Below are 18,399 nucleotides of genomic sequence, written 5' to 3' on the forward strand. Positions count from 1 at the left end.
TCAGACCCGCTCCGTCGGGTTGCTGCCGTAGAGCCCGCGCGGGAAGGCGAACAGCACGGCCAGGATGACGAAGAAGGCTACCGCGTCCTTGTAGTGGGAGCTCACGTAGCCGGCGGTGAGCGCCTCCATGAGGCCCAGCAGCAGGCCGCCGGCGAGCGCACCCTTGGGGTTCCCCATGCCGCCCAGCATGGCGGCGGCGAAGCCCTTCAGCGCCAGCGCGATACCAACCTCGAAACTGGTGGGGGTGATGGGGGTGATGAGCACCCCCGCCAGTGCTCCGATCCCGGCCGACAACGCGAAGGACAGGGTCATCACGAACTTGGTGTTGATGCCCACGAGCTGCGCCGCCAGCCGGTTGTTGGAGGTGGCGAGCACCGCGCGGCCGGTGAGCGTGCGGGTGAAGAACAGCCAGAGGGCCACGAAAATGGCCACCGCGCCCGCCACCACCCACAGACTCTGCGGCAGCACGGTGGCGCCGAACAGGTGCAGGGGCGTGTCACCGGAGAATGACGGGAGGCGGTGCACACCCTTTCCGAACACGATCTGTGCGGCGCCACGGATGAAGATGGACGCGCCGATCGTGATGATGATCAGCGACACCACCGGCGCGCCGCGCGCCGGCTCGATGGCCAGCTCGTTGAGCGCAACGCCGATGGCCGCCGTCACCACGATGGCGATGAGCGCGGCAAGCGGCAGCGGCAGCCCCGCCGCGACGCCGGCGACGGAGATCATGCCGCCGAGCATGACGAACTCGCCCTGGGCGAAGTTCACCACGTCGGAGGCGTTGTAGATAATGGCGAAGCCGAGGGCGACGAGCGCGTAGACCGCGCCCACCGTCACCCCGGATGCCAGGAACTGCAGCAGATCAGACATGGTTCGCTCGCTCCCCGCGGGCGGTTCAAGGCGGCGCACCCGCCAAAGGGCGCGGGCGAGGCCGTCTCACGCTGTGTGGAAGGGGTCCGCGCCTTGACCTGCGGACGCGACGCGTCCGCAGGTGGCCGGCTTGTCTTGGTGTCCGCCGTCGTGCCGAGCCCCGGTGAAGGAAGGCCGGCAGGCGACGGCGGAGGATGCGACGGCTCCGTGGAAGGCCCGACGCCCCGGGCTACTTCACAAGCTTCCAGCCGCCGTTGCTGATCTCAAGAACGCGGAAGGCGGACAGGTCGAGGCCGAGGTGGTCGGCCTTCGAGTAATTGTACGTGCCGGTGGTGCCCACGAGGCCGGTGGTGGCCTCGATGGAATCACGGATAGCCGCCGGCTTGGCGGAGGGGGCCCGCGCGATGGCCTCGGCGAGGATGCGCACGGCGTCGTGGGCATAGCCGCCGAAGGTGGAGACCGAAGCGCCGCCGGCCGCCTTCTCGAAGCTCGCCTTGTAGGCCAGCACCACGGGCTTCTGCGGATCCTTCGCGTCGAGCAGATCGCCCACCAGCAGCGCGGTGCCGGGCAGGCGCACGCCTTCGGCGTTCTTGGCGCCGGACAACTCGATGAAGGCGTTGGAGGCGACGCCGTGAGACTGATAGAGCGGCAAGGTGATGCCGAGTTGTGCGTAGTTGCGGGTGATGGTGGCCGGACCCTGGCCGAAGCCGGTGTTGAGAATGGCCTGGATCCCCGCTTTGTTGCGGATGTTGGTGAGCTGCGGGGTCATGTCCGCATCCTTCGGGCCGTAGGTCTCGTCGGCCACGATGTCGATGCCGGAGGACTTCGCCACCGCCAGGCACTGCGCGCGCATGGAAGCGCCGAAGCCGTCCGTGCCGGAGATGAGGCCCACCTTGGTCAGTCCCCGGCTCTTCATGTCCTCGAAGAGCTTCAGGCACGCCATGCGGTCGGTGTGCGGCGTCTTGAAGACGTAGGGCTTCACCGGATCGATGATCTCGATGGCCCCGGCGAGCGAGATGAAGGGCACCTTGCTGTCCTCGGCCACCGCGAGGATGGCCATCGAGGTGCCGGTCGTGGTGCCGCCGACCATGGCCACCACGCCATCGTCCTCCACCAGGCGGGTGGCGAAGGTCTTGGCCTTCGAGGGGTCTCCGCCGTCGTCATAGAGGACGAGCTTGGCCTTTTCGCCCTTGATGCCGCCCTTGGCGTTCAGCTCCTCCACCATCATGCGGATGGTCTTGGCCTCCGGATCGCCGAGCGAGGAGGCCGGGCCGGTCTCCGAGACAATGGCGCCGATCTTGATGTCGGCATTGGCGGCGGTGGCCATCACGGCCAACGCGAGCACGCCCGTCACAATCCTCTTCATGTGTCCTCCCCAGGCTTGATGGTGACGCTTCCGGGCCGCCAATCCGTACGGATCGCTGGAGAGCCTGCGGATGGAAAGCGAGGGGGCGTCACGCTTTCGATCTTTTATCGTTAGATCGTTCGGTCTTTTTAATTCAGATCAAATCGCATTTCCACCAGAATCTGCAGCGCCTGAACGCAACGTCACCTGAACGGAATCAGACGAATAGCCAAGCAGATACCGCCGGAATTCATGGATACGCTGCGGCCGCGGCAGACAGAAAATTGCAGGCGGACCCGGACACGCGGCGCTTGACACGCTCCAAAGAGGGCGGAATAATTAGATCGATCGTTCGATGAATTTTCCAAGAATCCAACGCAACCGCAGGGGTGGAACGCCATGCCGCACGCCGCCGTGTCTGAAGCCGCAGGGACCCACGACTACCGCGCGCTCATTGAGCCAGCGCGCATCAACAGCCGGCTCTACTACGATCCGGCCATCTTCCAGGAAGAGCTGGAGAAGATCTGGTACAAGACCTGGGTCTATGTGGGCCACACCAGCGAAATCCCCAACAAGAACGACTACGTCACCAAGTCGATCGGCCCCATGCCGGTGCTGATGGTGCGTGACAAGGACGGAGAGGTTCGCCTCCTCCTCAACAAGTGCCCCCATCGCGGCAACCAGCTCTGCGCCTACAAGAAAGGCAACCGCACGAGCTTCACCTGCCCGTACCACTCCTGGACCTTCTCCAACACCGGCGACCTCATGGGCTACGCCCTACCGGACGGCTACGAAGGCCAGAGCAAGGCCGGCCTCAACCTCGGCAAGGTGCCGCGCATCGCCATCTATCGCGGCTTCGTGTTCGGCTCCATGGCGGCGGACGGCATCTCCCTGGAGGAGCACCTCGGCGGCGCCAAGGCTGCCCTCGACCAGCTGCTCGACAACTCGCCCACCGGCGAGCTGGAGCTGACCGCGGGCTTCCTCCAGCACCGCACCAAGGCCAACTGGAAGTTCATGCTGGAGAACGAGACCGACGGCTACCACCCCGGCTTCGTCCACGGCTCCGTCTTCCAGGTGACCAGCTCGGGCATCGGCAGCCTCTACGGCTCGGACTCCACCGCGCTGACCCGCGACTACGGCAACGGCCACACCGAGTTCGACCTGCGCCCCGAATGGCGCAAGCACGACAAGCCGCTGCAGTGGTTCGGCACCACGCCCGAGCGCCTGCCCGAATACGTGAAGTCGATGAACGCGGCCTATGGCGAGGAGCGCGCCCGCCAGATCATGATCGACGGCTCGCCGCACGTCATGATCTTCCCGAACCTGTTCATCGCCGAGATCCAGATCTTCGTGCTGCAGCCGGTGGCGGTGGACGAGACCATCCAGCACGTCACCGCTGTGCAGTTCAAGGGCGCGCCCGACATCAACCGGCGCCTGCGCCAGCAGACCATGGGCTCGGTCGGCCCCGCCGGCCTGCTGCTCGCCGACGACACCGAGATGTACGAGCGCAACCATCGTGGCGCGCAGATCCTCGATCCGGAATGGCTGGTGCTCTCGCGCGGCCTGCACCGCGAGCGCCTGGACGACAACGGCTTCCGCATCGCCCATTCCACCGACGAGACGCCGCAGCGCGGCATCTGGCGCCACTACCTCAACCTGATGACCGAGGCCCGCTGATGACCGCCCTCGCCCAATCCTTCGCGGACGTGTCCGCTCCCGATCTCGCGGCCCTGGATCCGGCGGCGCTGCACCACCAGGTGGCGCAGTTCCTCTATCTGGAGGCCCGCCTTGCCGACACCCACGACTACGACGGGTGGGAAGCGCTGTGGACCGACGACGCCATCTACTGGGTCCCGGCCAACGGCGACGAAACCGACCCCGAGAAGGAGATGTCGGTTCTCTACGACAACCGCTCGCGCATCGGCGTGCGCATCCGCCAGCTCAAGACCGGGCGCCGCCACACCCAGACGCCGCGCTCGGAGCTGGCCCGCGTGATCTCCAACATCGAGATCACCGAGGTCCGCGGCAACGAGGTGGACGTGCGCGCCAACGTCCTCATCTACGAGGACAATCTGCGCGGCGACACCCTGTGGGCGGCGCGCAACACCTATCGCCTGCGCATGGTGGAGGGCGGCTTCCGGCTGGTGCGCAAGAAGATCGCGCTCGTGAACAACAACAAGCCCATCTACACCCTCTCCTTCCTGGTCTGAGGCCTCCCATGACACACAGCACTTCCGAGGCCTCTGCCCAGGCACCCGAGATCTGGATCGGCGAAGGGCCGGTCCTCCTCGACTATGCGGAGGGTGTCGCCACCCTCACACTCAACCGGCCGAACTCGGCCAACGGCATGAACATCGAGCTCATGCAGGCGCTCTACCGGGCGATCATGATGGTGCATCGCGCGCCCGACGTGCGCGTGGTGCACCTGCGCGGCGCCGGCGCCAATTTCTGCGCCGGCGGCGACGTGCGCGAGTTCGCCTCCAAGGGCGAGGCGCTGGGCGACTTCCTGCGTGAGGTGACGGCCTATCTCCAGGTCGCCATCGGTGCGCTCATCCGCCTGAAGGCCATCGTCGTCACCGAGGTCCACGGCTATGCCGCGGGCGGCGGCGGGCTCGGCCTCGTCTGCGCTTCCGACATCGTGATCGCAGGCGCGGGCGCGAGGTTCATGGCCGGCGCCACGCGCGTGGGCATGGCGCCGGACGCCGGCTCCTCGGTGATCCTGCCGCATCTCGTCGGCTTCCGCCGGGCGGCGGAGATCATGCTCTCCAACCGCATCGTGGACGCGACGGAGGCGCAGGCCATCGGCCTCATCACCAAATGCGTGCCAGATGACACGCTTCAGGCCGAGGCGAAGAAGGCCGCGCGCTTCTATGCTTCCGGCGCGCCACTGGCCCTCGCCGCCACCAAGCGCCTCCTGTGGAACGCGCTGGACGTGGAGCGGGCCCTGCCGGAGGAGGCGCGCACCGTCTCCGAACTGTCCTTCACCGCCGATTCCCGCGAGGGGCTCGCGGCGGTGATCGAGAAGCGCAAGCCCGCGTTCACGGGCCAATGAGCAGCGACCGGCCCGAGGGCGCGCGGCGCGCGCTCGTCACCGGAGGCGGCGCCGGCATCGGCGCCGCCATCGTCCGCCGTCTGCATGCGGACGGCCTTGCGGTGGTCTTCTGCGACCTCGACGCTGAGGCGGGAACGTCTTTGGCTGCCGAGACCTTCACCACCTTCGTGCACATGAACGGCACGGACGCCGCGGCCGCGGAAGCCCTGTTCGCCGCCCATGAGCCGTTCGACGTGCTGGTGAACAACATCGGCGCCGACCAGCACGCCTTCTTCACCGAGACCTCGGCGGAGGACTGGCGCTTCCTGATCTCCGTCAACCTGGAGACGGCCTTCCTGTTTACGCGCCTGGCGCTGCCGCCCATGCAGAGGGCGCGCTACGGACGGATCGTGAACGTCGCCTCCGAAGCGGGCCGACTGGGCTCGAAGGGCGGATCGGTCTATGCCGCCGCCAAGGCCGGCCTGATCGGCTTCACCCGTTCCATCGCCCGCGAGAACGCTCGCTACGGCATCACCGCGAACGCCGTGGCGCCGGGCCCCGTCCGCACCCCCATGGTGGAGCGGGCGGTGGCCGAGGTGGGCGAGAAGCTGATGGCCGACATGGCCAGCCTCACCCTGATGCGCCGTATCGGCGAGCCCGAAGAGGTGGCTGCCGCTGTGGCCTTCCTCGGCTCAGAAGGAGCCTCCTTCGTGACGGGGGAAGTCCTGGGCGTATCCGGCGGCATGGGCTGCGGCGCCTGACCAAGCCGCCACCGCCGCGAATTCAAAGAAACACCACTCATCCGCGGGAGCCCCGATGACCCGGATCGTCTTCATCATGCCCGACAGCCAGCGTATCGAGATCGACGCACAGGACGGGCTGAGCATCATGGAATGCGCCCGCCGCGCCAACGTGCCCGGCATCGTGGCCGAATGCGGCGGCGCCTGCTCGTGCGCCACCTGCCACGTCTACATCGATGCGCCGTGGTGCGGCGTCCTGGGTGAAGCCGCCGGCATGGAGCGCGACATGCTCGAGTTCGCCGACAGCGTGCGTGAGAATTCCCGCCTCTCCTGCCAGGTGAAAGTCACGCCGGACCTCGACGGCCTCACCGTCCACCTGCCCGAAGGCCAGGTCTGAAGGTCGTCCGAACACCTCGCCACGCAGCCCGTCCGGCCGCGCCCCGGCAGGCCGGGCCGGATGCGGACCGGGCTGCCGGGCACGGCGGCGCCCCGTGGCCGCAACAAGACACAGCTGGAGAGTGACATGCCGGGCCCGTTGCAGGGACTTCGTATCGTGGAGATGGTCGGCCTCGGGCCGGCCCCCTTCGCCGCCATGATGTTGGCGGACGCCGGCGCCGAGGTAATCCGCGTGCACCAGAAAGGTCAGCGGCCCGAAATCCCGCTCATGAACACCCGTTTCGACGTGTTGGCGCGCGGCCGCAGATCCATCGCCCTCGACCTGAAGGCTGAGGCCGACAGGGCGGTGATGCTGGACCTCGTCGCCCGTGCCGACGGCCTCATCGAGGGCTTCCGGCCGGGTGTGATGGAACGGCTGGGTCTCGGCCCGGACGTGTGCCTGTCGCACAATCCACGCCTCGCTTACGGCCGCATGACCGGCTGGGGCCAGGAAGGCCCGCTGTCCGACACCGCCGGGCACGACCTGAACTATCTCGGCGCCACCGGCGCTCTGGCCGCCATGGGGCCAGCCGACGCGCCCCCGCCGGTGCCGCTGAACCTGGTGGCCGATTTCGGTGGCGGCGGCATGTTGATGGCATTCGGCATGGTGGCCGCCATCCTCGGCGCCAAGGCCTCCGGCAGAGGCCAGGTGGTGGATGCGGCGATGACGGACGGGGCCTCGCTGCTATCGGCCATGTTCTGGGGTTTCCGCGCGGGCGGGCTGTGGGACGCAGCGCGTGAGGCAAACCTCTTGGACGGCGGCGCCTATTTCTACGCCACTTACGCCTGCGCGGACGGGAAGTTTCTCGCCGTGGCGCCGGTGGAGCGGAAGTTCCACCAAATCCTCATCGAGAAGCTGGGGCTGGAAGCCGCCGAATTCACCCATGTGAATGATCCCGCCGCCTGGGGCCGGCTGCGCAGCCGGCTCGCGGAGATCTTCCGCCAGCAGCCACGGGACCACTGGACGGCCCTGTTCGCCGGCACGGATGCCTGCGTCACCCCCATCCTCGATTGGGACGAGGCCGCCACCCACCCGCAAGCGCAGGCACGCACGGCCTTTGTGACGATGGACGGTGTACTTCAGCCCGCCCCCGCCCCGCGGTTTGTCGCCACCCCCTCCGTCGTCGCCCACGGCCCGGCGGCTCCCGGGGCGCACAGCCGCGAGATCCTCGCCGACTGGGGCCTCGACCCGCGTCGGCTCGACGAGCCGACCGCGGACAACGTCCACTGAGGGAGAAGGATGCCCGCCTTGTCGCAGGAGCGGGAAGACCGCGGCACCTGATGGCGCCGCGGACCTCATAACGCCCGGATGTAAGCGCCGATGCGCGCGAGGGAGGCCGTCGCCTCCGGCAGTTCCTCGAAGACCTGGAAGTGGTGGTACATGCCGGCAAACACCTCCACCTCCACCAGCCCGCCCTGCGCCGCCACGTGGCGTGCCAGCAGGTGGCTGTCATCCAGGGTGATGTCATGCCCACCCGCATGAACGAGGATTGCAGGCAGGCCGGACAGGTTGCCCAGCACCGGCGAAGCCGCGGGATCGGACGGCAGATTGTCCCGCCCCAGATAGGTGCGCGCCATGGCCCGCAATTGCCCGGGCGTTGAGAAAATGTCCTTGTCCGCCAACTCTGTGTAGCTTTTGCCCCCCATGGTCAGGTCGAGCCAGGGCGAGAGCAGCACCAGCGCCTTGGGCAGGGGCAAGCCGGCATCACGAACGCGCACGGCGGTGCCGAGCGCGAGGCCCCCGCCCGCGGAATCCCCCACGAGGGCGAGCGGCACCTCCCCCCCCGCCACCAGCGCCGCATAGGCCGCGAATGCATCGTCCGCCGCCGCCGGGAAACGGTGCTCCGGCGCAAGGCGGTAGTCGAAGCCCAGCACCCGCGCCCCGCTCGCCGCCGCGATCCGCGCCATGAGGCCGGCATGGGAGCGGATGGAACCGATCTGGAAGCCGCCGCCGTGGCAGTAGAGCAGTGTCCGGCCGGGCGTGGCACCCGGCGGGTCAAAGGCGCAGGCCGGCAGACCGGCAAGCTCCAGGGCCGTGCGCCGCACCTCGGGCGCGCCGGCACCGTCGCCGAGGAAGCGCTCGAAGCTCTCGCGGATCTCAGCGAGCGTCATGCCGCCCGCCCAGGCGGACGTCGCCGCAGTGATGCGCGCGCGCACCCGGGCCTGCGGATCAAGATCACTCACCACTGGATCATTCATGGAAATATCCGGCGCGGGGGGCGGGGACAAGAAAGCCCTCCCCGCCCCGCCGCATTGCAGGAAGTGGGCCTCAGTGCGCCGCTTCCGGCCGGTGCAGCACGCGCGTGGCCTTGGCCTCGTAGCGCGGCAGCGAGCCTTCCGGATGGCACTCGACGTTCACGTTGATGCCGAGGCGCGCCTTGATCTCGCGGCGCACGTCGCTGGCTGCCTCGTCACCGGGGCGCTGCTCGGCCATGACGCTCTCGACCGCCACGGTCATCTTGCCGATGGTGGTGGCCTCCTTGTCGACGTAGATCTGCCAGGCTTCCTTCGCGAGGCCGGGGATACCTGCGATGACGTCCTCGATCTGCGACGGGAAGACGATCACGCCCTTGAACTTGATCATGTCGTCGGTGCGGCCGATGATCCGGCCGATCTTGCGCATGCCGCGGCGGCCCGAGGGACAGTCGTAGGGGCGCGGGGAGAGCCGCACCAGGTCGCGGGTGCGCCAGCGCACCACCGGGGAGGCTTCCTTGCGGATCGTTGTGATGACGATCTCGCCCACCTCCCCATCCGACACCGGCTTCATGGTCTTGGGGTCGAGGATCTCGACGATGACGGTGTCCTCGTTGAGGAGCTGCAGCTCGTCGTCGGCGTGGGTGTAGGGGGTGGAAATCGCCAGGATGGGCCCACCCGCCTCCGTGGTACCGTAGATATTGTGGCTCATGAAGCCTTCGGGCATCTCGGCCTCGAGCTGGGCACGGAACTCCGCCGAGACCGACTGGCCGCCGAGGATGGCCACCTTCAGAGTCCATTCCGTGCGCGGGTCGATGCCCTGGTGCTTGGCCGCCTGAACCAGCGTCATCAGCCACAGGGGCGACATGGACGCCACGTCGTAGGCGTGGTCGCGCAGCCAGCGGGCGGCAAGCTCGCCACGGCCCGGGCCGATGGGGAAGTTGGTGCAACCCACCTCGGAGAAGCCAGCGTCCAGCGCCGGACCTCCGATCCACAGGCCATAGCCATAGCCCTGATAGGCCCGAAAGCCCGGCCGCACACCGGCGGCGGTCAGCAGGCGTGACATCTGGTAGGGCAGAAGCTGGCGCAGGTCGTTTTTCGTCATGCCGAACGTCACCGGCAGGCCGGTGGTGCCGGAGGTGGCGACGAAACGCTCCACCTGCTCCATGGGCACGGTCAGGAACGGGAAGGGATAGCGGTCGCGCAGCAGCGACTTGTCCATGAACGGCGCGCTCTCGAGGCCGCCCTCGGCGCCGAGGTCTTCCGGCGTCATCCCGGCCTCGGCGAAGTGCGCCTTCCAGGCCTCGCACCCGGCGAGACGGGCACCGAGCCGGGCGAGCCCGTCGCGTTGAATCTTTAGAATGCCGTCGCGGTCCAGCGACTCCACCTCAGGGTGCTGCATCTTCCTCCTCCCGAACTCCGACCGTTGCTTTCACGCGACTCTTCGGTCGCTGCGTCTCTCGGAATTAATAGACCGAACGGATGGTCTATGTAAACGGCCGTTTTTGATCTGCATCAAGAAGCCCGGGTCGTTGGCGCCCTGCCATGGGAATGGGCGCCCTCTCGAAAGGTGCTGAGGGACGTCCCGGACTTGGCAACCAGGGGCCATAGCGCCTATAGACCGAATGATCGGAAAACTCTTGCGGATATGGCGCCGTGGCGAGAACACGCTCAGCCGAATATGACAATATTCACGATACCATACTCGAGCGTGCAGCATCGGTCTTTGCGCGACGAGGCTATGCGGCGACATCCATCGGCGATATCGCCGAAGCCTGCGAATGTTCCAAGTCGCGCCTCTATCATTATTTCACGTCCAAGGAGGCGATCCTCTCCGACATGCTGATGTCGCATGTGGATTCGCTCCTCATGAAATGCCGGCAGACCCTCTACGGCTACCAGGACCCGGAGGAGCGCTTCCGCCAGCTCACCCGCCTGTTCCTCGACGTCTATTCGGTCTCCCGTGACCAGCATGTGGCGCTGCTGACCTGCGCCGAGTTCCTGGCGCCGGAGACCCACAAGGTGCTCGTGGCCAAGCAGCGCGAGCTCATCGCCTATGTGCGGGATATCCTGCTGCAGCTGCGGCCGGACCTGGCCAAGGATTCCATGATGGCCCACGTGGACACCATGCTGTTCTTCGGCATGATCAACTGGACCTATACATGGTACCACGCCGACGGCACCGTAACTCCCAGCGAGCTGGCGGACCGCACCGTGGACCTGTTCGTCAACGGCTATGCCCATGCGGGCCAGTCCCCGGCGCCGCCCGCCAGGGACTGAGCCCCCGCCGCACGCGGGGAGCTGGAGCCAGCCGGACGCCTGCTGCCTTCACGCCGCCGGACGACGCATCCGCGCGACCGGATCAAACCCCTCTTCCGACGCCTCGGCGAGGGAAATCGCCGTCCCGGCTTCCAGCAACTTCTTGGCCGCCATGTAGGTGCGTGCATCGTTGATGGCATCCACGGCGATCATGCGGCCGGCCCGGAAGTACCAAAGCGCCTGCCCGCGCTCCGACCGGCGATGCACCACCGCGTCGTAGCCGCGGTTCAGGCCCACGATCTGCAACTTCACGTCATACTGGTCCGACCAGAACCAAGGCACCGGCGCATAAGCGCGGGCGCGGCTGAGCATGTCGTCAGCAGCGCACTCAGCCTGGTCCACGGCGTTCTGCACGCTCTCCAGCCGGGTGGGAACGCCATCGAGCGGGAAAACGGCGCAGTCTCCCGCCGCCCAAATGTCCGGCGCGGAGGTGCGTCCGAACCCATCCACCACAACGCCGTTGTCGCAGGCAATACCCGCCGCGCGGGCCAGCTCGTCCCGCGGCAGCACTCCGATGCCGACGATGGCCACGTCCACCGGCAGGCTCTGCCCGTCATCCAGCTCCACCGCCGTGATGGCGTCGTTCTGCGTCACCACCCGGACCACGGAGCGCCCTTCCAGGATGCGCACACCATGGCCCTCGTGCAGATCCCGGATGATGGCGGAGGTCTGCGCGCACGCGACGCGTTCGAGGATGCGCGGGGCGCGCTCCACCACCACCACGGAGAGGCCGGCCGCCACCGCCACCGCGGCGGTCTCCAGCCCCACATAGCCGCCGCCCAGCACCAGCAGGCGCCGGCCGGGACGAATCTCGTCCTGCAAGCGGTCCGCATCGGCGAGGCCGCGCAACTCGTGGACCCCTTTCAGCCCGGCGAACTCGGCCGGCAGAGGCCTCGGCCGGGTGCCCGTGGCGAAGGCGAGCTTGCTCCAGGCCACGGTACGGCCGCCCACCACCAACGTGTGCGCAGCGGGATCGATGGCGGTGACAGGAGCGCTGGTGACCACCTCCACCCCGAGATCCGCCCAGAATTGCGTGGGACGCAGGTAAAGCCGATCAACCGTCCATTCTCTTTTAAGGTAAGCCTTGGAGAGCGGCGGCCGCTGGTAGGGCGGATGCGACTCATCGCCGAATATCGTCAACCGGCCTGAATATCCGCCATGACGAAGACGTATGGCGAGGGACGCCGCAGCCTGTCCGGCACCGACAATCACGATGTGCTCCTGGTCCATGCGTCCTCCCGCCAATATTAGTTGACCGATCGTTCTGACTATTATATTGCGGAATTGCAGGGTGCAATCGGGTTCTTTGGCAGCATCGCCCCGACGATGAAGCCCCCGACCGGAAGCGGCCGGCTCCCTGCAGACTCGCCATTCCGGCGCGCCGCCGCAATCAGATCAAATGGGTGAGGACACGACGGTGACGGGCATCACAGCGATCGGAATCCACCTGCCGCGGCTGCGCCTCGCCCGGGCGAGCATGGCCGCCGCCATGGACTGGCTCTCGCCCCGGTCCGATGTGCGCGGCGCGCGCACCCTCGCCTTCTGGGACGAGGATTCCATCACCATGAGCGTGGCCGCCGCCCGGGCCTGCCTCGCCCACTCGCCGGAAGCACGGGAGGCGATCCGCGGCCTCGTCGTCGCCACCACCACCCCGGTTTTCGCCGAGCCTCAGAATGCCAGCCTCGTCCATGCCGCGCTGCGCCTGCCAGCGCGGGCCCTGGCACAGGACACGTCCGGCACGCAACGTTGCGGCCTCATCGCGCTGCACGCGGCGCTGGAAGGCGCAGGCCCTGCTTTAGTCGTGGCCGCCGACAGCCCGGTGAGCCCCGCCGGCAGCCTCGCCGAAATGCGCTACGGCGACGGCGCCGCGGCGGTTCTGGTGGGCGGCGGACCGGAACTCCTTGCCTATCGCGGCGGTGCCAGCCTCACCGCCCCTTTCATCGAGCGCTATCGCTCCGCCGACCGCTCCCTCGCCACCGATTGGGAGGAGCGCTGGGTCCGCGAGGAGGGCTTTCTCGCCTTCGTGCCCCGCGCCATCGCCGATGCTCTCGCCGCGGCAGGGCTGGCGGCGGGCGACATCCACCATTTCGTGCTGCCCAGCGTCATTCCAGGCTGCGCCAAGGCGGTGGCGCAAGCCACCGGGCTCGGCCATGCCCGCCTCGCAACAAACCTCGATGCCGACTGCGGCGATACCGGCTCCGCCCACGCGCTGGTCATGCTCGCCCGCGCCATGCAGGACATGAAGCCCGGCGAGCGCGTGGTGGTGGCGCAATTCGGCCAGGGCGCCACCGCTCTGGTGCTGGAGGCCACCGACGCCCTCGCCGGTTTCGAGACGGGCGCATCTGCCTCCATCGCAGCCGGCATCATCGAGACCCACTACCTGAAGCTGCCCGTCTTCCGCGGGCTGCTGGCCTGGGAGCGCGGCCTGCGCGGGCGCCTGCCGGTGAACGAGGCGCTGACCACGGCCTACCGCAACTCCGAAGCGCTGCTGGGCTTCGTGGGCGGGCGCAGCCCGGAGACCGGGCACGTCCAGTTCCCCGCCTCGCGCCTCGCCGTGGCGGAGAAGGGTTTCCACGCCCAGCCGCAGGAGCCCTGGCCGCTGGCCGACCTCGGCGGCACGGTGGCCACCGCCACGGCGGACCGGCTCGCCTTCTCGCGCAGCCCGCCCAATTGCTACGGCCTCGTGGACATCCCCGGCGGCGCCCGCCTGATGATGGACTTCACCGACCCCGACGCGGCGCGCCTCGCACCCGGCGACGCGGTGCGTTTCGTCTTCCGCATCAAGGATATGGACGAGCGCACCGGCTACCGCCGCTATTTCTGGAAGGCGGTCGCGGCTTCCGCGCTGCCGGCCGCAGCCTGAGCGAAAGGCGACGCACGATGGCCAAGGGAATCAAGGACAAGGTCGCCATTCTCGCCATGGGCTGCTCGCGTTTCGGCGAGCGCTGGGACGTGGGCCAGGAAGAGTTGATGGCGGAGGCCTATCTGGAGGCGCTCGGCCACGCGGGCATCGCGCCCGACCAGATCGAGGCGGCGTGGTATTCCTCCCACTATGACGACATCGGCGCCGGCAAGGCCGGCACGCCCATGGCCCAGGCGCTGCGCCTGCCCGCCATCGGCGTGACCCGCGTGGAGAACTTCTGCGCCGGCGGCACCGAGGCATTCCGCGGTGCGGTCTATGCCGTGGCCTCCGGCGCGGTGGACATCGCGCTGGCAGTGGGCGTGGAGAAGCTGAAGGACACGGGCTTCGCCGGCCTGCCGCCGGCTTCGCGCGGCACGTTCGCCCCCATGTACCTGCCCACCCACACCAACCCCGGCAACTTCTCGCAGCTTGCCCGCGCCTATGGCGCACGCCACGGCGTCTCCTACGACGACCTGAAGCGCGCCATGGCGCACACCTCCATGAAAAGCCACGCCAATGCGGTGACGAACAAGAACGCCCACCTGCGCAAGGCCATCACCATCGAGCAGGCGGTCAACGCCCCCATGGTGGCGGATCCGCTGGGCCTGTTCGACTGCTGCCCCGTCTCCGACGGCGCCGCCTGTGCCATCGTCACCACGCCCGAGATCGCAAGGAGCCTCGGCAAGGCGCCAGTGCTGGTCAAGGCCATCCAGCTCGTCGCCTCCAACGGCTGGGAGGTGCAGCAGAGCGACTGGAACGGCGCTTATGTGCACACCGCCCGCATCGCCGCGCGGCGCGCCTATGCGGAGGCCGGTATCACCGATCCGCGCACTGCGCTGAGCTTTGCCGAGCTGCACGATTGCTTCTCCATCACCGAGCTGGTCACGCTGGAAGACATCGGCCTCGCCGACGAGGGCACCGCCTGGAAACGGATGCTGGATGGCGCCTTCGACGCCGATGGCGCCATGCCCTGCCAGGTGGATGGCGGCCTGAAGTGCTTCGGCCATCCGGTGGGCGCCTCGGGGCTGCGGATGCTCTACGAGTGCTGGCTCCAGCTCACCGGCCAGGCGGGCGAACGGCAGCTCGGCGCGCCCAGTCTCGCCCTCACCCACAATCTGGGCGGCGCGCCGGCCCAGAACGTGTGCTCCATCACCGTTATCGGCGCCGCCTGACCCGACCGTGGCGGCCCGCAAACTCCCCGGCGTCCGGCGCGAGCCGGCGGCGGGTTTTTTTTTGGCAGGGGCCTTCAGGCCCTCTGCCCGTCCTTGAAGCCACGGTGATGCGGACACAGGCAGGCCGGCACAAAAAGTGAGCCCGGGCTGGCGTTGCCGCCCGGCGTCGTGCGAAGGCTTGGGAAGAGACCATCGCTTCTGCAAAGCCTGTGGACACCGGTGCTTGCAGCCCGCGCCCGCATCTCCCACGGCACAGGGGACGAGGACCGGCCCGCCCTCCTGACCGCGCGGGGAGATGAGGCGCGGACCCCGCCGCCACCGGCCTCAGGCGCCATGAGGACCGGACGCTGAAGGCGGATGCCGCCGCTACGGTCCCGTCCGAAATCGTCTGCCGGGGTCGCCAGGCAGGTGCGGGCCGGCCCGGCTGGGGCCTTGGGCTCTGCTCCTCGCCAGGACGGCCCCTGCGGACCCGCAAACCCCTGGAACCACAGGCCGCGGCGGTGTGACCCGCGCCCATGAGACGCAGCCCGGCGTGCCTGTCCGGGGATGGGCGCGCACGTCGGGCTGCGGAGCCTTGCAGCGCGGGGATAAAAGGGGGATCCACAGTGCCATTCCCCGCGCCGCCGGATGCCCAGGGGAAGCGTCCATCCCCGGCCCCCGCGGCGGCCGGCCGCTTGATCCGGTCCGCGTGATCCGCCAATTTGCGCGCGACCGCGCTCGCACACAGGCCAAGCCGGTCAAGTCAACACATTATCGGAAAAGACCATGCGATCTGCCGCGCGTGCCTTCCTTCATGTTCCCGTCGTCGGGTGGTTCCTCAAGGACGCCATTTACGGACTCCCGGACGCGAAATATTACTTCATCGCGAACCTGATTTTCGCTTTCGCCTGCATGGTGTACCTGTTCGGCTACGCCTTCCTCATCCTCTATGCTCTGACTGCGACGTCGGTGGCGATGATTTCTCTCATCCTCCTCACCGCGTCGGACATGTTTTCAAAGAAGCGCGGCTAGGGCCGGATTCCCCGTTTGGAGGGAAGCAGATGCGGCTTCCCTCCAAACGGCTCGCGCTCCGGGACGTTGCTCCGGCGAGCCGAGCCGCTCCCGATGCTCACCTTCAATCCCCGTCTTGTCCCCGCCCGCCGCGCGGCCAACGAGCGGCGAGGGGTTTGACGCGTTCGGGTTGATGCGGGCGGCGCGAGCCCATCCGCCTGGCGTCAACTCCTTCTGATCATGGAGGATGAGTCCGGCGCGCTTCGCGAGGTTCGACAGGATCGGCACCTTCGCCTTCAGCCCGGTCGCGGCCCGCCTTCCTGCGGGAGCCGCCCGGCCGCCGCCGGATGCTCCGAACCTCGCCGCCAATCCCCGCTGAGGCGCCCGCCGTTCCCGGTCAGCCCTCGGCGAGGCCGGTGGCGAGGCCCGCGAGCCAGCCGCGCACGGCGGCTTCCGCCTTGCCGGTGAGGCCCTGGGCGAGGTCCGCCTCCAGGGCGCAGACCCGCGCCTTGGCGGCGGCGAGCGCGGTGCGGCCGGCGGACGTGAGCTCGATCTGCTGGATGCGCCCGTGCACCGCGTGGGGCCGCCGTTCCACCAGCCCGGCCTTGATCAGGTTGGCGACGATGACGCTCATGGTCTGCGGCGTCAGGAGGGCGAGCCGCGCCAGGTCCGCATTCGAGCCGCCGGAGTAGGCGTCCAGCATGGTGAGCACCGAGAATTGCGGCGGCGTCAAATCGAGGTCGGCCAGCGCCTGCTCCATGCGGATGCGACAGGCATGGGCCGCCTGGCGCAGCAAATAGCCCAGATGACCGCCTTCGCCCCGCTTGCCCTCCCCCGGCGCGGGAAGCCCCGCGGGTTTCTCAGCCTTGCCCATTATCAGAGCCCTGACAGAATATTCGTGCTCTGAGATTAGAGGGGCGCGCGGGGCGTGTCCAACCCGCCGCCGCGCGCCCCGCGTTCGACGATGCCATCCGCGCCGCTGCAGATGCCGCGACGGCGCGCGCCTGCTGTCCCCTCATGCAGCAGCTGCGCCCGCACCTGCCGGGCCGGAGGCGGTCAGGGACCGGCGGGCGCGCCAGACGGCACAGAGAGCTATCGCCTGCCCGTCCCGCTCCCGGCATGGGCATCGCCGCCTCGTCCGGCTCCGCGTCGAGGAAAACCTGACACGTGGCCAGCACCTTCGCGTGGGCGGCCTCGTCACCCACCAAGGCCGGCGCTGCGCCGGCCCCGGCGGGCGGGGGCATCTCCTCGCCACCGCCCGGGCGGACGGCTGGACCCGCTCCGGTTTCGTCCATCTGTCCAGCCGGGACGCCGCCCCCGGCGCCCGCGTTCTGGAGCGACAGCCGCAGCGCGGCCTTTCTGCCGGCTGTCCGAACGTCGCCAGCCCGCGTTCCCTTCCCGCGAACCGGGATCCGCTTCGCTCGAAGATGCTCCGGAAGCGCTCACTCCTCCAGGAAGGCGAAGCCCATGGTCCGGGCGTGATAGTGCAGCCCGCCATCCTGCACGATCAGGAACAAGGCGCGCTGCGACCCGGCATTGTGGTGGGAATGCGGGGCGCCGGGCGGCGTCACCAGCGTCGCCCATGGCGACCACGGGCAGCGCACGCCGTCCACCATGGAATGACAGTCCGCCCCCTGCACCACCAGCGTGATGGCCGCCGAATTGTGCCGGTGCGCCCGCTGGTTCTCGCCGCCCGGCAGGGTGTTGAGGGACAGGGTGAGGCTCGGCAGGATGTTGCGCGCCGCCGCCTGCGTCTCGGAGGAGAAGATGAGGGCGATGCCGGAGGTCTGCACGTTCTGCGCATGGTCGTAGATGATGTCGAGCTGCCGGGCGATCTCCGCCGCCGGATAATGCACCGGCGCCACCGGCCGGCGCGCCGCATCGGGCGGAAGGTCGCCGTTGAGGGCGAGCTGGGGCTCGTTGGTGACGACCCACAACACCACCTTCTCCCGCCCGGCGCGGATCTGCGCCGGGGCGCCCGGCAGGAGGAACACGTCGCCCGGCCCGAAGGCGATGCCCTCGGAAAGGCAGGCCACCTGCCCGGTTCCGCGGATCACGTACCAGATGGAGCCGGTGGCGCGGACATCCACCGTGAAGCTCGCCCCCGGCTCCACCACCGCATAGCGCGCCAGCATCAGCGGCGTGGTCGCGGGGAAGGCGCAGCCCATGGCCGCCGACTGGTCGCAGGGGATGAAGCCGCTGCCGGTGCCATCAGACAGGGCTCGCGCCGGCTCGTCCGTGAACAGGCCGCCCGGCACGGGCGGCAGCTTGATGTTGAAGGCGTTGCCGGAATTGAAGAAGCGCGCCCGGCGCGCGGCCATGCTGGCGGGCGCGGCGGGAAGCTGCGCCGGCAGGTCGGCCATGTCCGGCTTCTGGAGGGCGGCGGCGGTGCTCATGGG

The 18,399-nt window shown here is 68.6% G+C and carries 17 protein-coding genes and 1 pseudogene; 11 read left to right on the top strand and 7 right to left on the bottom strand.

Annotated elements, in window-relative coordinates; translation table 11 throughout:
- On the bottom strand, window positions 1-873 hold the full coding sequence (locus V5F59_RS19100; RefSeq protein WP_393976689.1) for a branched-chain amino acid ABC transporter permease: 873 nt from the start codon (window positions 871-873) through the stop codon (window positions 1-3).
- A 229-nt stretch (window positions 874-1,102) separates the two neighbouring features.
- Window positions 1,103-2,239 carry an ABC transporter substrate-binding protein gene (locus V5F59_RS19105; protein WP_393976690.1) on the bottom strand — a complete coding sequence of 379 codons (1,137 nt, stop codon included), beginning with the start codon at window positions 2,237-2,239 and terminating at the stop codon, window positions 1,103-1,105.
- Window positions 2,240-2,617: 378 nt separating this feature from the next.
- Between V5F59_RS19105 and V5F59_RS19110 the strand changes: the two genes are divergently transcribed.
- The 6 genes from V5F59_RS19110 (at window position 2,618) to V5F59_RS19135 (ending at window position 7,655) form a co-directional block, all read left to right on the top strand.
- Complete coding sequence (locus V5F59_RS19110) at window positions 2,618-3,895, top strand: aromatic ring-hydroxylating oxygenase subunit alpha (RefSeq protein WP_393976691.1); 1,278 nt, start codon at window positions 2,618-2,620, stop codon at window positions 3,893-3,895.
- On the top strand, window positions 3,895-4,428 hold the full coding sequence (locus tag V5F59_RS19115; protein WP_393976692.1) for an aromatic-ring-hydroxylating dioxygenase subunit beta: 534 nt from the start codon (window positions 3,895-3,897) through the stop codon (window positions 4,426-4,428). Before V5F59_RS19110 ends, V5F59_RS19115 begins: the two co-directional genes overlap by 1 nt.
- Window positions 4,429-4,436: 8 nt before the next feature.
- On the top strand, window positions 4,437-5,270 hold the full coding sequence (locus tag V5F59_RS19120; protein ID WP_393976693.1) for an enoyl-CoA hydratase/isomerase family protein: 834 nt from the start codon (window positions 4,437-4,439) through the stop codon (window positions 5,268-5,270).
- Entirely contained in the window at window positions 5,267-6,010 is a 744-nt protein-coding gene (locus tag V5F59_RS19125) for an SDR family NAD(P)-dependent oxidoreductase (RefSeq protein WP_393976694.1), read from the top strand. The genes V5F59_RS19120 and V5F59_RS19125 overlap by 4 nt, the downstream gene beginning before the upstream one ends.
- A gap of 55 nt (window positions 6,011-6,065) precedes the next feature.
- On the top strand, window positions 6,066-6,386 hold the full coding sequence (locus tag V5F59_RS19130) for a 2Fe-2S iron-sulfur cluster-binding protein (protein WP_393976695.1): 321 nt from the start codon (window positions 6,066-6,068) through the stop codon (window positions 6,384-6,386).
- Window positions 6,387-6,512: 126 nt separating this feature from the next.
- Window positions 6,513-7,655: a CaiB/BaiF CoA transferase family protein gene (locus tag V5F59_RS19135; protein ID WP_393976696.1), complete on the top strand. Its 1,143-nt coding sequence runs from the start codon at window positions 6,513-6,515 to the stop codon at window positions 7,653-7,655.
- Window positions 7,656-7,720: 65 nt separating this feature from the next.
- Here V5F59_RS19135 and V5F59_RS19140 read toward each other — a convergent pair whose 3' ends face one another.
- A complete protein-coding gene (locus V5F59_RS19140) occupies window positions 7,721-8,623 on the bottom strand; it encodes an alpha/beta hydrolase (RefSeq protein WP_393976697.1) in 903 nt (300 codons plus the stop codon).
- Window positions 8,624-8,693: 70 nt separating this feature from the next.
- A complete protein-coding gene (locus tag V5F59_RS19145) occupies window positions 8,694-10,019 on the bottom strand; it encodes a phenylacetate--CoA ligase family protein (RefSeq protein WP_393976698.1) in 1,326 nt (441 codons plus the stop codon).
- Between the two features lie 254 nt (window positions 10,020-10,273).
- Here V5F59_RS19145 and V5F59_RS19150 point away from each other — a divergent pair.
- A pseudogene (locus V5F59_RS19150) lies at window positions 10,274-10,393 on the top strand (TetR family transcriptional regulator); the annotation flags it as partial.
- A 63-nt stretch (window positions 10,394-10,456) separates the two neighbouring features.
- Window positions 10,457-10,897, top strand: a complete 441-nt coding sequence (locus tag V5F59_RS19155) for a TetR-type transcription factor C-terminal domain-containing protein (RefSeq protein ID WP_393977076.1) — start codon at window positions 10,457-10,459, stop codon at window positions 10,895-10,897.
- Window positions 10,898-10,945: 48 nt separating this feature from the next.
- Here the strand turns inward: V5F59_RS19155 and V5F59_RS19160 are convergent, their stop codons facing one another.
- Window positions 10,946-12,109, bottom strand: coding sequence for an NAD(P)/FAD-dependent oxidoreductase (locus V5F59_RS19160; protein ID WP_393977078.1), 1,164 nt, complete (start codon window positions 12,107-12,109; stop codon window positions 10,946-10,948).
- Between the two features lie 244 nt (window positions 12,110-12,353).
- Here V5F59_RS19160 and V5F59_RS19165 point away from each other — a divergent pair, with 244 nt between their 5' ends.
- The 3 genes from V5F59_RS19165 (at window position 12,354) to V5F59_RS19175 (ending at window position 16,021) form a co-directional block, all read left to right on the top strand.
- Window positions 12,354-13,799 carry a 3-oxoacyl-[acyl-carrier-protein] synthase III C-terminal domain-containing protein gene (locus tag V5F59_RS19165; RefSeq protein WP_393976699.1) on the top strand — a complete coding sequence of 482 codons (1,446 nt, stop codon included), beginning with the start codon at window positions 12,354-12,356 and terminating at the stop codon, window positions 13,797-13,799.
- Between the two features lie 17 nt (window positions 13,800-13,816).
- Window positions 13,817-15,010, top strand: a complete 1,194-nt coding sequence (locus V5F59_RS19170) for an acetyl-CoA acetyltransferase (RefSeq protein WP_393976700.1) — start codon at window positions 13,817-13,819, stop codon at window positions 15,008-15,010.
- 765 nt (window positions 15,011-15,775) lie between these two features.
- Window positions 15,776-16,021, top strand: a complete 246-nt coding sequence (locus V5F59_RS19175; RefSeq protein WP_393976701.1) for a hypothetical protein — start codon at window positions 15,776-15,778, stop codon at window positions 16,019-16,021.
- Window positions 16,022-16,397: 376 nt separating this feature from the next.
- Here the strand turns inward: V5F59_RS19175 and V5F59_RS19180 are convergent, their stop codons facing one another.
- Window positions 16,398-16,874, bottom strand: a complete 477-nt coding sequence (locus tag V5F59_RS19180; protein WP_393976702.1) for a MarR family winged helix-turn-helix transcriptional regulator — start codon at window positions 16,872-16,874, stop codon at window positions 16,398-16,400.
- 568 nt (window positions 16,875-17,442) lie between these two features.
- The gene (locus tag V5F59_RS19185; RefSeq protein WP_393976703.1) at window positions 17,443-18,396 is read right to left on the bottom strand and encodes a cupin domain-containing protein; all 954 of its coding nucleotides are present in this window, start codon (window positions 18,394-18,396) and stop codon (window positions 17,443-17,445) included.
- Window positions 18,397-18,399: the final 3 nt, after the last annotated feature.

This window comes from Xanthobacter nonsaccharivorans, assembly GCF_043194755.2.
GTDB lineage: Bacteria > Pseudomonadota > Alphaproteobacteria > Rhizobiales > Xanthobacteraceae > Xanthobacter > Xanthobacter autotrophicus_G.